The sequence below is a fragment of the Halalkalibacter suaedae genome (assembly GCF_017939705.1).
Lineage (GTDB): Bacteria > Bacillota > Bacilli > Bacillales > Bacillaceae_D > Halalkalibacter > Halalkalibacter suaedae.
In genome coordinates this window covers 1-12,795 of record NZ_JAGKSQ010000006.1, presented here as the reverse complement: position 1 = coordinate 12,795, position 12,795 = coordinate 1, and the positions used below count along the sequence as shown (strand labels likewise).

Below are 12,795 nucleotides of genomic sequence, written 5' to 3'. Positions count from 1 at the left end.
ATGCATGAACAACTTAGAGAATTTAATATAGATGGATTCCAAGACAATTTAGTGTCGTGGTTTACATTGCACCAGAGATCATTACCGTGGCGAGAATCGAAGGATGCTTACAGGGTATGGGTTTCAGAGATTATGCTCCAACAAACAAGGGTTGATACGGTTATCCCATATTACCAAGCATTTATGAGAGAATTCCCAACGCTTGAGGAGCTAGCGTACGCAGAGGAGGACCGAATCCTTAAGGCATGGGAAGGGCTCGGATATTACTCTCGTGTGCGTAATCTCCAAACGGCAGCAAGACAGGTTGTTGAAGAATATGCTGGACAAGTCCCATCGAGCTTAGCTGAAATATCAAAATTAAAAGGTGTTGGTCCTTATACAGCTGGCGCAATTCTAAGCATCGCCTACGGAAAACCAGAACCAGCAGTTGATGGAAATGTGATGAGGGTGCTTTCTAGAGTTCTCATGATTGATGCTGATATTGCTAAGGTGTCGACGAGGAAGTTATTCGAAGCCATACTGTATGACTTGGTTTCAAAAAAAGACCCGTCCGCTTTCAATCAAGGTTTAATGGAGTTAGGTGCCCTCATATGTACACCGACGTCACCAGGATGCCTTCTATGTCCTGTTAGAGAATATTGCCAGGCAAATCAAGCTGGTATTCAAGAAAGCTTACCAGTTAAAAGTAAAAAGAAAAAGGCAAAGGCAAAACAAATGGCTGCAGTTATCATTAGAAATCAAGCTGGAGAAGTTCTAATTGAAAAACGGCCAGACAAAGGTCTACTTGCCCGAATGTGGCAATTCCCAAATATTGAGACGACGAAGATAGAAACTCAACCGAAGGAATTAAAAGAGGCCCTTGCCGAAGACAATGTGCCAGTCAATATTGGGGAAAAGGTTCAACAGGTTGAGCATGTATTCTCACACTTAATTTGGTCGATATCAGTATATGAAGCAAATACGGTCGGGAATACCAATTTTAACCGGGAAGGACGATGGGTCAAGGTGAGTGAGTTGGAGCAGTACCCTTTTCCAGTCTCACATCAAAAAATTATTGAAGAGATAAAAAGAAGGCAGGTGTAAGTAAAATGGATTTAAATATGAAGAATAAGGTCGTTTTAATTACAGGTGGTTCAAAAGGGATTGGTTTTGAGATTGCCAAGTCTTTTCTAGAGGAGGGTGCAAGAGTAGCCATTGTTGCTCGTGGAAAAGAGGCATTAAGTGAAGCAAAGGCCCGGCTAGGTGACATTTTAACGATTCAAGCTGACCTTTTAAATGAGCAAGAACGTGCCAATACGGTTGAAGAGGTTGTTCATCATTTTGGTACAATAGACGTTTTAATTAATAATGTTGGTGGAAGCAATGGTTCAACTGCCGATGAAACAACGATGGACATCTTTAGAGAAGCATTGGAACTAAATTATTTTTCTGCTGTCCATTTTAGTAAGCTCGTATTGCCGATCCTAAAAGCAAAACAAGCGGGAGCAATAATTAATATTTCCTCTGTCTTTGGTAGAGAATCGGGTGGAAAGATTACATACAACAATGCAAAAGCCGCAATGATCAGTTTTACTAAGGCCTTAGCGGATGAAGTAATAAAAGACGGAATTCGAGTAAATAGCGTCGCACCAGGTTCAATCTTACACCCCTCAGGCAATTGGCAACGTAGGTTAGAAGAAAATCCTGAAAAAATAAACCAATTCGTCAAAGACGAAATACCTGCTGGTCGTTTTGGAACACCCGAAGAAGTAGCAAACGTAGTCCTCTTCCTCGCATCCGAAAAAGCAAGCTGGATCTCAGGAGCCACGATCAATGTTGACGGAGGACAATCGAAGAGCCACTAATCAGGTGAACTTCCTGATTAGTGGCTCGAAAAGCGGAGAGAAGTTCTCCGCTTCATGTTTTAAATCAGGTGAACTTCCTGATTAGTGGCTCGAAAAGCGGAGAGAAGTTCTCCGCTTCATGTTTTAAATCAGGTGAACTTCCTGATTAGTGGCTCGAAAAGCGGAGAGAAGTTCTCCGCTTCATGTTTTAAATCAGGTGAACTTCCTGATTAGTGGCTCGACTCTACATATCGTCATTAACGAGATGAATTTCTTTTATTTTTTCCTTTGTCTCCTCTGTACCTAATCGATACAATTCATCAAATACATCATTCAACCCACGCTGATATTCATTGTGATCTCGGTCGATTTTCTTGTCATCAAAATGACGAAATGTAAATAAGTTACCGAGTTCTACATCATGGGCTTGTACCTCATGAAGGAGTTTCTCAAATTCTTTCTTCTCTTCAGGTGTAGCAGAAATTTCATACTCAATCAATTGGCCATCATCTACTTTAATTGGACTTATCGTTTCCATACTTATTGGGTTTAAATTAACATAGAATAATTCCTTTTCCATTGTGAACAAACTCCTTTCTGCTAATCTGGGTGAACTTCGGTGCCTTGTGTCCAAGTCGCTTCAGGGTGTTTCAAGCCACCTCTATTTTCTATTTCAAGGATGATCTCTCGGTGAATCGAAGCACCCTCAGCGTTTAAATATGGTGTCATCTGCTGAAGACTATGATGAAAATAAGCAAGTTCTTTTTCAGTCCATTGGTCAATCGACATCATTGATAATTCGGTCATATCTCTTCCTACATACATAAAAAGACCTCCCTTATTCATTTATGTTTAGTGTTCCTGTTCGTAATGCGACCTATACGATATAATGAAAAACAGGATATACATAGGAGGCTATAATATGGAAAATAAAGTTGCACTTGTCACCGGAAGTAGCAGAGGAATTGGCAAAAATATTGCCTTGAAATTAGCTAATAAAGGATATGACATCGTTATTAATTATGCTAGGAGTAAGCAAGCTGCACTTGATACAGCTAAGGAAATAGAAGCATTAGGACAGAGAGCACTTGTTGTCAAAGCGAATGTTGGAAAACCAGATAAGATTAAAGAATTGTTTGAGCAAATTGATGAGCATTTTGGTCGCTTAGATATATTAGTTAATAATGCTGCTTCAGGGGTACTACGTCCATTAATGGAGCTTGAAGAGAGTCATTGGGATTGGACAATGGATATTAACAGTAAGGCTTTGCTATTTTGTGCTCAGGAAGCCGCACGTAGAATGGAGAAAAATGGAGGAGGACATATCGTCAGTCTAAGTTCATTAGGTTCAATTCGATATTTGAAAAACTATACAACGGTGGGTGTATCAAAGGCTGCGGTCGAAGCTTTAACAAGATATTTAGCTGTTGAATTAGCTGAAAAAGGAATTGTAGTTAATGCCGTTTCTGGTGGGGCTGTTGATACAGATGCACTTACTCATTTTCCAAATCGTGAGGAGTTGCTTGCAGATGCCGCTTCACGGACCCCGGCAGGGCGAATTGTTGAAGCAGATGATTTAGCGAATACAGTATTATTTTTACTATCAGAGGAAGCAAAAATGATTAGAGGCCAAACGATCATTGTCGATGGTGGTATTTCTTTATTAGCTTAAAATTTCTTTGAATAAAACTCTCCCGCAACGGACATCTTAATAGTCGTGGGAGGTGATACACATGGATAACCAACAACAAGCATCTAAAACAAATAAGCAAGAAGTAAGAAAGCAAAACGCTGCTTCTGCTCAAGGTCAAAGCTATAACACTGAGTTTGCTAGCGAAACGAATGCACAAGAGGTTCGTCAACAAAACGCTCAGTCTGAAGCACGTAAGCAACAAAACTCTTCACAACAATAATTTTAGCAAAAGAAGAAGCACCCTCTAACTTTTCGTTTAGAGGGTGCTTTTTCTTTGTGAAAGTACCTTTCTGATAAGGACTAAATAGGCACTTTAATTAATTACATACATAAATGAAGGTCAAAGCGTTTCAAAACAATTCGTAAAGCGTTATAATAGAAGAGATAAAGAAAAGTGATAAACGTGTAAAAAAAGTAGAGAATAGAGTAGAGGCCTTTATTTTTCGGACAAGTATCACGAATATGGACTACTCTACCTACCGACGTCTGCAAAATTGAACAGAAAGGAGTAAAGTATGAACTTTCCCAAAGTAGGAAGCAATATTGAAATCCATAGTTATAAGCATAATGGATTAATTCATCGCATTTGGGAAGAAACAATCGTGCTTAAAGGGACGTCAAAGGTTGTCATTGGAGGGAATGATCGGATATTAGTTAAGGAATCGGATGGTCGAAATTGGAGAACTAGAGAACCTGCGATATGCTATTTTGATTCTGAACAATGGTTTAATACAATCGGTATGATACGATCGGACGGCATTTATTATTATTGCAATCTTGGCTCACCTTTTACATGGGATCAAGAAGCATTAAAATACATTGACTATGACCTTGATATTAAGGTGTTCCCTGACATGACCTTTAAGCTCTTAGATGAGGATGAATATGATCTCCATAGCAAGTTAATGAATTATCCACCAGCTGTTGATGACATACTAAAGAGAAGTGTCGATGAGCTTATTTCGTGGATTCACCAGCGTAAAGGACCGTTTGCTCCTCAATTTATTGAAAATTGGTACGAACGTTTCCTACAATATCGCTAAATTGAAGGGTCTGATCTTGTTCCTCTGATCAGGCCCCTTACTATTAGAGAAAAAAGGGGGTCGACGAACCTGGATAGTATGAAACGCTATATGGCGTTCGTCAAGCCATATTGGAAAGAAATTATTATAACTATTATTATTGGACTATTTAAGTTTGGGATACCGCTTTTGTTACCGCTTGTCATGATGTATGTTATTGATGATATTATCATGGTTGATATGATGACACAGGATGAGAAGCTATCGATATTATTTAAAATAATGGGTGGAATGGCTTTTTTATTCATTATAATTAGACCACCAGTTGAATATTTTAGACAATACTATGCACAATGGATAGCGAGTAAAATCCTTTATGATATTCGAGATCAACTGTTCACGCATATCCAGAAGCTGAGTCTCCGTTATTACTCTAATCATAAAGTCGGGGAGATCATCTCTCGGGTCATTCATGATGTTGAGCAGACGAAGAATTTCGTTATTACAGGACTAATGAATATCTGGCTTGATCTAGCTACCATTATTATTGCAATCATAATTATGCTTAATTTAAATGTCTGGCTAACATTAGTTGCGATTGCAATGTTCCCTTTTTACGGTTTTTCCGTGAAATACTTCTATGCCCACCTCCGTCATTTAACGAGAGTGAGATCTCAAGCACTAGCCGAGGTGCAAGGACATCTTCATGAACGAGTTCAAGGGATGAGTGTTATTCGTAGCTTTGCCCTTGAGGATTATGAGCAGCAACGCTTTGCTGAGAGAAATGGTCATTTCTTAGACAAGGCCATTGACCATACGAAATGGAATGCGAAAACATTTGCTGTTGTTAATACAATTACAGATATCGCTCCATTATTAGTGATCTTTGTCTCTGCTTATTTCGTTATCACAAACAATCTTGAGGTTGGGGTTATGACAGCGTTTGTCTTATATATGGAGAGATTGTATGGTCCGTTACGTCGCCTAGTCAATTCATCAACTACATTGACCCAAGCTATTGCGTCAATGGACCGTGTCTTTGAATTTATTGACGAGAAATATGATATAAAGGATGAACCCAATACGATTCCTTTAACGAAGGCTGAAGGACGATTATCATTTGAACAGGTTGGTTTTCAATATAGCGATGATGATAAACCGGTGTTGAAGGATTTAAATCTCGACGTTAAGCCTGGTGAGACGATTGCATTTGTAGGAATGAGTGGCGGAGGAAAAAGTACACTTATTAGTTTAATTCCACGTTTTTTTGATGTGACGACAGGTCGGATAGTGTTGGACGGTATAGATATACGGAATTACAAAGTTCGAACACTACGCGATAATATCGGGATGGTCATGCAGGATAATATTTTGTTTAGTGATTCTGTTAAGCAAAATATTATGATGGGTAATCCCAATGCAACTGATGCAGAAGTGATTGCTGCTGCTCAAGCTGCGAATGCACATGAGTTCATCATGAGCTTACCTAATGGTTACGATACCGAGGTTGGGGAACGTGGCGTTAAGCTATCTGGTGGTCAAAAGCAGCGTGTCGCCATTGCTAGGGTATTTCTCAAAAACCCATCAATCCTAATTTTTGATGAAGCGACATCTGCTCTTGATTTGGAAAGTGAACATTATATTCAAGAGGCTCTTGAGAAATTAGCAAAGGACCGGACAACATTCATCGTTGCTCACAGATTATCAACAATTACTCATGCAGATCGAATTGTCGTTATTGAAAATGGTGAAATTGCTGAAGTTGGAAACCACAATCAGTTGATGAGCAGGGATGGAAGCTATAAAAAACTATTTGAAGTACAGAAACTATAAAAAAGGGCGTGTCTGAAGGTGAGAGTACAACCTTTGACACGCCTTTTTTGATTTATCTTTTACTTAAATGTCTTCCTCTGCTTGGATTTTCACTTCATTCTCTTCCTGGTGATAATTGAGGAAGCTATCAAGCAATTGGTCTAAATGCTCAAGTTGTTCCTGATATTCAATCAATTGTGATATGGCTGGAAGGATATGAAGCCATTGAGTATTCTTCAATTTATCCTGTTCCCGGAGGTTGATAAAATCAGCTAAAAGCTCTTCCTTCCCCTCGCTTAATGCCTCGGTTAGTTCACTTGTTCTTTCGGTATTGACCTTGCCGATATACCGTAAAAAAAGAAGTTCATGGTAGCGGGTTAATTCATATAATTGCTTTTCAAACATCTTATGTGTTTGTCCGGAGATGTCATTGATATCAATAAAACGATGTTCAAGATTTTTTAAGACAAATAGAGCTTTTTTGGTCGTGACTAGCATTTGTCGGTAAACAACGACCTTTCTAGCTTTACCATATTTATTACGCATAAAATAATTTCTTTCTTCTTTATAAAGAAGATAAAGATTATCTACCTTTACCATCTTTTCTTCAAGACGACTAATGTCATTTTTTAATGAACGGTGATCGGCATCATGGCGAATAACAAGCATCATCCATTGGTGAATATCCTCTGTCGCCTTTAATAATTTTTGATATAATTTTGTTTCATAGCGTGGTGGTATGAATACTAAGTTGATTATAAAGGCTGAAATAACCCCGAGAAGGATTAGAAAAAAGCGGCTTGACGCAAATTGAATGAAATCCACACTCGGACTTTCCATGATAATAATTATTGTTACGACTGCAATCGGAATGGTTGTTGGCTCTAATTTAAACTTTAGTATTAGTGCAATAGCCAAAACAACGGCCAGTCCGACGATAAAAGGATCAGAACCCATTGTCATTACTAGAACAACTGCTAGGAGTGCACCGATCACATTTGCTTGAACTTGGTCTAAGATGGTTTGGAACGTTCGATAAATAGAGGGTTGAACCGCAAATGCCGCAGCAAGTGCAGCAAATGTCGGTGGTTCAAACCCAAGCCAAATGGCTAAGTATAGTGAAAGCATTACTGCCAGACCCGTTTTAAAAATACGAGCTCCAAGTTTCATAGCTAAATTAAAACCCCTTTGTGACGCGTCCACCCTTTTTTAGGGGACAAATTTTCTAGTCCATGGCAGCAAATGATTGCTCTACTGCTTCTAGTGTTCTATCGATATCTTCATCAGTATGAGCAGTGGTCAAAAACCATGCTTCATATTTTGATGGAGCTAAATTAATTCCTCTTTCAAGCATTTCTTTAAAGAATACCCCGAATTTTTCGCCGTCTGTTTGTTCGGCCTGTTCGTAATTTGTCACTCGTTCAGAGGTGAAATAGACGGTAAGAGCTCCCTTTAAACGATTCACTGTTATTGTTTGTCCGTGCTTTTTCGCATGTGAGAGGATTCCTTCTTCTAATCTTTGGCCTAAACGATCAAGTTCTTCGTATATTCCTTTTTCCTTGAGGACTTCTAGACAAGCGATGCCAGCACTCATCGAGGCAGGATTCCCAGCCATCGTTCCAGCTTGATATGCAGGGCCAAGAGGTGCAACCTTTTCCATTATATCAACTCGACCACCGTAAGCTCCAATTGGTAAGCCGCCACCGATTATTTTTCCGAGTGCTGTCATATCTGGTTCAACACCTAAATAATTTTGAGCACCGCCATACATGAAACGAAAAGCTGTGATGACCTCATCATAAATAACTAAGGCACCGGCATCGTGAGTCAATTGATTCACTTCTTCTAAAAAGCCCTCTTTCGGTTCAACAATCCCAAAATTTCCAACGATAGGTTCAACAAGAACTGCGGCAATCTCGTCTCCCCATTTTTGAAGAGCTTTCTTATATGCTTCAATATCGTTAAATGGAACAGTGATCACTTCTTTGGCTATACTTTTTGTAACACCAGCTGAATCAGGAGTTCCAAGAGTTGATGGACCTGAACCAGCAGCTACTAGGACTAGGTCGGAGTGTCCGTGATAGCAACCTGCAAATTTAATAATTTTATCCCGTCCTGTATAAGCACGAGCCACTCTAATTGTTGTCATTACAGCCTCTGTGCCTGAATTAACAAAGCGAACCTTTTCTAACGAAGGAATTGCGTCTTTAAGCATTTTGGCAAATGTATTTTCAAGCTTTGTTGGTGTTCCGAAAAGTACACCATTTTCAACTGCTTCCTGAATAGCCTTGGTAATATGGGGATGTGCGTGCCCAGTAATAATGGGTCCATAGGCTGCGAGGTAATCAATATACTTATTACCATCGACGTCCCAGAAATATGCCCCATTTCCTTTTTCCATAAACACCGGTGTTCCACCACCGACTCCTTTATACGCTCGTGATGGACTATTGACACCGCCAACAATATGTTCTTGTGCCTCTTTATAATATGCTTCTGATTGTACCCGTTTCATAATTGCCTCCTATATATTACACATACTTGTTTGTTATTCAACCACAGTGCCAGTGAGAGAGCAAGTAAGAATATAGGAATAAGGAAAATCAAACTAGGCATTTAGGATATAACTCTTCATTTGAGAATGATAAATAAGGATCATAGGAGAGCGAGTAGGTGGGGATCAATCGATCGGTAGAAGAGAGTTGTTTTATGTTGAAACCACTATGTATTATTTTATACATCCTACAAATTATTTCTGAACTGGAGGTTTACTAAGTTGGTTCTTTAGGTTTCTTTTTGAGATTTCCTGAAAAAGTAAATCTACAAAATCAGAGCTTAAGCCCTCTTTAATCGCCCGCTCGTATGCTTGGATTAGAAGTTCATTTGATAAAATATCCATGCAACTAACTCCCTTCTTGATACTTAAAATGTAGAAATGGTTCATGTAGTATTTTATCAATAAAAAAATAGAAAGACTATAGATATAAATGATCATTATAGTTACTCGCACCGTGCTTTTACTGAACCATTATGATCTTTTTTCAATCTTTTTATTCGCGAGGTAGGTTAAGTCATTTCCTTTTGCTAATATAAATACAAACAAAATGGCTTGTCAGATATGGTTGTAATATTGTATATCTTAGGCTACGCTTAAGAAAAACAGAGGAAGGATGATTGTAATGTCAATTGAGATAGGTCAAGTTGCACCTTCTTTCGAGCTTATTGCTAGTAATGGAGAGATAGTAACCCTTGAGGAATTTCGTGGTAGTAATGTTATCTTGTACTTTTACCCTAAAGATATGACACCTGGTTGTACTACCCAAGCTTGTGATTTTCGTGATCGAACGGATGATTTCTCAGACCTTAATACAGTTGTGGTTGGTGTAAGTCCAGATCCTGTTGCAAAGCACGAGAAATTTATTGATAAGTACAACTTACCTTTCTTATTGCTAGCTGATGTCGATCATGAAGTTGCTGAGAGCTATGGTGTTTGGAAATTGAAAAAGAACTTCGGTAAAGAGTATATGGGGATTGAACGATCAACGTTTGTGATTAACAAAGATGGAGTCTTAGTGAAGGAATGGAGAAAGGTCAAAGTAAAGGATCATGTAGAGGAAGCTCTAGCTTATGTAAAAGAAGTTGTAGAAGATTAAAGCTAGTCTATTTGTTTTAATCTTAATATGAAGTGTCTTGGTCAGGCAAGAGGAAAGTTGAAGAATGAATGTACTCTCTATTAATTTATGGGTTAGTACAATTCTCAATTACTCCTCCTTTATCAAACATTAATAGGAACATAATAATATTAACTAGAATAAATCTAGATAAAAGCCTTAAGTTGGAGGGGAAGCCGGTGAAATTACTTATATGTATTATCGATAACGTGTTTGCGGATGGGGTAGAAAAACAGCTTAAACAACAGGGCTATCGAATGACTGAACTTGCAAGTTCTGGGGGGTTCTGGCGTAAGGGGAATACAACATTTCTGTTTGGGGTTGAGGAAGTAGATGTTCCGGATTTAAAGCGGGCACTTCACTCAGCGTGTCTAAACATTGAAAAAAACAAACAGCTTAAAACGAAGCAGGCCCACAGGTATACCTCATTCCTAATTGATGTAAAAGATGCTGTCCCAATTCTTGGATTTAATAATGATCTGAATTGACAACGTTTCAAATGCATATTATACTTATTATAAAGTAAGAATGGTTTTTACGGAAAGAGAGGTGCATGACATGTCTACTCATCGCTTACAAGATGCACTTGATGCTCTAAAAAGTACTCGCGTGCGTATGACTCCTCAACGTCATGCGATTCTAGAATTCCTATTTGAATCAATGATCCATCCAACTGCTGATGATATCTATAAAGCATTAGAGGGACGTTTTCCAAACATGAGTGTCGCAACAGTTTATAATAACTTACGCGTATTCAAGGAAGCTGGTATCGTAAAAGAGTTAACGTATGGCGATTCGTCAAGTAGATTTGATTCAATAACATCAGATCATTATCATGTGATATGTAGTGATTGCGGGAAAATTGTTGATTTTCATTATCCCGGCCTTGATGAGGTTGAAACATTAGCTGAGCATGTCACGGGTTTTAGAGTTCATAATCATAGAATGGAAATATACGGATATTGTCCTTCTTGTCAAAAGAAATTGGAACATTAATAAAAAGCGCCCAACTAGGAGCGCTTTTTATTAATGTTCTTTTTATTGTTATAATGCTCACTAAACTCTTTTCCTTCTAATGACTTGTCCATTGTTAAAGGTTCACTGCAGTGCATGCAAGCATCAACCCGGCCGAGCATCTTAGTCGCACCACCGCAATTCGGACAGACCACTTGGACCGTTCGTGTCGAAAGCATACCAATCCAAAAATAAACTAGTGTGCTCGCAATGATACATAGGAAACCAATCAGCATGGAAATAGTCATAATTACTTGAGAGCTTTTAAAGAATATTCCTATATACATCACTAAAATCCCAACAAAGACCAGACCTAAAGCAAAAGTACGTACTTTATTTATTTTATTTGTATACTTCAATGCCATGAATGTCTCCTCCTAACCTCTATATTATAACACATAGATTATCAGTCGGAACAAAAGAGATTCGTTCGACATCTTGCAGGACTTCATTATATTTTGTAGAAAATATAAGTTCAGAATTTTTTATAGATATTGTAGGTCTTGAAGTTGAGAGGGGATTACATAATGGAAGATTTAATTAGGCAGCTATATCAAGATCGTGCAGGGGAAAGAGATACATTAGCAATTGTTGTGGTTGAAAAGGAGTACCATCCATTATCGATCACGGATGGTTTTGATGTTATTATTCTTTTGGTCAATCAAAATACAGATATTACATGGGATGTTAAACATTATACTGTAGCAAACAAGTATGTATCGTTTCACTCGTTAAGCCAAGCTATGGTACATCAAACCTTAATAATTGGAAATCACCGCCGGTTGATTGATTGGATTATCAATGGAAAAATTATGTTTGATAGGAATGAGTTCTTACAGGAAGTCAAAGAGAGGATCGATATTTTCCCTCCAGGAGATCGAGCTAAGAAAATGACGATACAATTCACGAAGATGCTCAGACGCTTTGAAGAAGGGAAGACTCTTTTTCGTAGTGGGCATTTATTTGATGCCTTTAGTAATATGATGCATTCCCTCCATCACTTAGCAAGGCTGTCTGTTATTCATCATGGACTTTTTCCCGAGGTCATCGTCTGGGAACAAGTAAGGTATATCGAGCCGCAAATTTACAAGTTATATCATGAGCTCTTACATAGTGAAGAATCATTAGAGAAAAGAATCGAATTATTAATATTGGCTACTGAATTAGCCATTCATTCAAAGACCGAGGTAGGTAGCCAGCATTTTCTTTCTGTTATTCAATCAATGAATAAAGAGTGGAGTGCGTCTGAGTTAATGGGTTTGTCTGAGCTTTCTGATTATCGTTTGGATATAGAATTGCTTGTACGACATTTACTTGAAAAGCGAATTCTTACTAGTGAAACAGAAGATACTAGGGCAGTTGGAATTAATAAAATCAAATATCTTTTAAAATAAATTTATTAAAGTGTTGACGATTGATCTCTCAGGTGATATATTATTACTTGTCGCTGAAACACGCGGCAAACGTTTTTAAAAAACAACTTGACTTGATGAGTTGAGAAATGTTATGATCTAAAAGTCGCCTTGAGAGGTTGACGAAATGAGTTCTTTGAAAACTGAACAAAAGCCAAGCGAAATAGAGATTTTACTGTTGACTTCAACAGTGAGGATATCTCGTCAATTTAGACTTTTTTAAAAGTCAGCAACAAGTATTGAGCTATTTAAACTCAAACCAATTTTATGGAGAGTTTGATCCTGGCTCAGGACGAACGCTGGCGGCGTGCCTAATACATGCAAGTCGAGCGGACTAATGGGAGCTTG

The 12,795-nt window shown here is 38.3% G+C and carries 16 protein-coding genes and 1 rRNA gene; 11 read left to right on the top strand and 6 right to left on the bottom strand.

Annotated elements, in window-relative coordinates; all coding sequences use genetic code 11:
* Complete coding sequence (gene mutY / locus J7W16_RS14660; protein WP_210598068.1) at nt 1–1,083, top strand: A/G-specific adenine glycosylase; 1,083 nt, start codon at nt 1–3, stop codon at nt 1,081–1,083.
* A gap of 5 nt (nt 1,084–1,088) precedes the next feature.
* A complete protein-coding gene (locus J7W16_RS14655; protein WP_210598067.1) occupies nt 1,089–1,844 on the top strand; it encodes an SDR family NAD(P)-dependent oxidoreductase in 756 nt (251 codons plus the stop codon).
* Nucleotides 1,845–2,067: 223 nt separating this feature from the next.
* On the opposite strand, the gene J7W16_RS14650 is transcribed toward J7W16_RS14655, so the two are convergent.
* Nucleotides 2,068–2,403, bottom strand: coding sequence for a hypothetical protein (locus tag J7W16_RS14650; RefSeq protein ID WP_210598066.1), 336 nt, complete (start codon nt 2,401–2,403; stop codon nt 2,068–2,070).
* 20 nt (nt 2,404–2,423) lie between these two features.
* Nucleotides 2,424–2,648 (bottom strand): cytosolic protein, encoded by a 225-nt coding sequence (locus J7W16_RS14645; RefSeq protein ID WP_210598065.1) that lies wholly within the window; start codon nt 2,646–2,648, stop codon nt 2,424–2,426.
* Between the two features lie 97 nt (nt 2,649–2,745).
* Between J7W16_RS14645 and fabL the strand changes: the two genes are divergently transcribed.
* From fabL to J7W16_RS14625, 4 genes are all read left to right on the top strand, one after another.
* Nucleotides 2,746–3,495 carry an enoyl-[acyl-carrier-protein] reductase FabL gene (gene fabL, locus J7W16_RS14640; protein ID WP_210598064.1) on the top strand — a complete coding sequence of 250 codons (750 nt, stop codon included), beginning with the start codon at nt 2,746–2,748 and terminating at the stop codon, nt 3,493–3,495.
* Between the two features lie 61 nt (nt 3,496–3,556).
* A complete protein-coding gene (locus J7W16_RS14635) occupies nt 3,557–3,736 on the top strand; it encodes a gamma-type small acid-soluble spore protein (RefSeq protein WP_210598063.1) in 180 nt (59 codons plus the stop codon).
* Nucleotides 3,737–4,031: 295 nt separating this feature from the next.
* Nucleotides 4,032–4,559: a nucleoside tri-diphosphate phosphatase gene (gene ntdP, locus J7W16_RS14630; RefSeq protein ID WP_210598062.1), complete on the top strand. Its 528-nt coding sequence runs from the start codon at nt 4,032–4,034 to the stop codon at nt 4,557–4,559.
* 90 nt (nt 4,560–4,649) lie between these two features.
* Nucleotides 4,650–6,371 (top strand): ABC transporter ATP-binding protein, encoded by a 1,722-nt coding sequence (locus J7W16_RS14625; protein WP_283246051.1) that lies wholly within the window; start codon nt 4,650–4,652, stop codon nt 6,369–6,371.
* 63 nt (nt 6,372–6,434) lie between these two features.
* On the opposite strand, the gene J7W16_RS14620 is transcribed toward J7W16_RS14625, so the two are convergent.
* From J7W16_RS14620 to J7W16_RS14610, 3 genes are all read right to left on the bottom strand, one after another.
* On the bottom strand, nt 6,435–7,520 hold the full coding sequence (locus J7W16_RS14620; protein ID WP_210598060.1) for an FUSC family protein: 1,086 nt from the start codon (nt 7,518–7,520) through the stop codon (nt 6,435–6,437).
* A 55-nt stretch (nt 7,521–7,575) separates the two neighbouring features.
* Complete coding sequence (locus J7W16_RS14615; protein WP_210598059.1) at nt 7,576–8,865, bottom strand: glutamate-1-semialdehyde 2,1-aminomutase; 1,290 nt, start codon at nt 8,863–8,865, stop codon at nt 7,576–7,578.
* A gap of 234 nt (nt 8,866–9,099) precedes the next feature.
* Entirely contained in the window at nt 9,100–9,249 is a 150-nt protein-coding gene (locus tag J7W16_RS14610; RefSeq protein WP_210598058.1) for a sporulation histidine kinase inhibitor Sda, read from the bottom strand.
* Between the two features lie 280 nt (nt 9,250–9,529).
* Between J7W16_RS14610 and bcp the strand changes: the two genes are divergently transcribed.
* The 3 genes from bcp (at nt 9,530) to perR (ending at nt 11,017) form a co-directional block, all read left to right on the top strand.
* Nucleotides 9,530–10,003, top strand: coding sequence for a thioredoxin-dependent thiol peroxidase (gene bcp / locus J7W16_RS14605; RefSeq protein WP_210598057.1), 474 nt, complete (start codon nt 9,530–9,532; stop codon nt 10,001–10,003).
* 197 nt (nt 10,004–10,200) lie between these two features.
* Entirely contained in the window at nt 10,201–10,509 is a 309-nt protein-coding gene (locus J7W16_RS14600) for a cyclic-di-AMP receptor (RefSeq protein WP_210598056.1), read from the top strand.
* 70 nt (nt 10,510–10,579) lie between these two features.
* Nucleotides 10,580–11,017: a peroxide-responsive transcriptional repressor PerR gene (gene perR, locus J7W16_RS14595; protein ID WP_210598055.1), complete on the top strand. Its 438-nt coding sequence runs from the start codon at nt 10,580–10,582 to the stop codon at nt 11,015–11,017.
* Between the two features lie 14 nt (nt 11,018–11,031).
* Here the strand turns inward: perR and J7W16_RS14590 are convergent, their stop codons facing one another.
* Nucleotides 11,032–11,400, bottom strand: a complete 369-nt coding sequence (locus J7W16_RS14590) for a YgzB family protein (RefSeq protein WP_210598054.1) — start codon at nt 11,398–11,400, stop codon at nt 11,032–11,034.
* A gap of 162 nt (nt 11,401–11,562) precedes the next feature.
* On the opposite strand from J7W16_RS14590, the gene J7W16_RS14585 reads away from it, so the two are divergent.
* Both J7W16_RS14585 and J7W16_RS14580 read left to right on the top strand, forming a co-directional pair.
* Complete coding sequence (locus J7W16_RS14585; RefSeq protein ID WP_210598053.1) at nt 11,563–12,429, top strand: nucleotidyltransferase-like protein; 867 nt, start codon at nt 11,563–11,565, stop codon at nt 12,427–12,429.
* A 282-nt stretch (nt 12,430–12,711) separates the two neighbouring features.
* Nucleotides 12,712–12,795, top strand: a 16S ribosomal RNA gene (locus tag J7W16_RS14580); the annotation flags it as partial.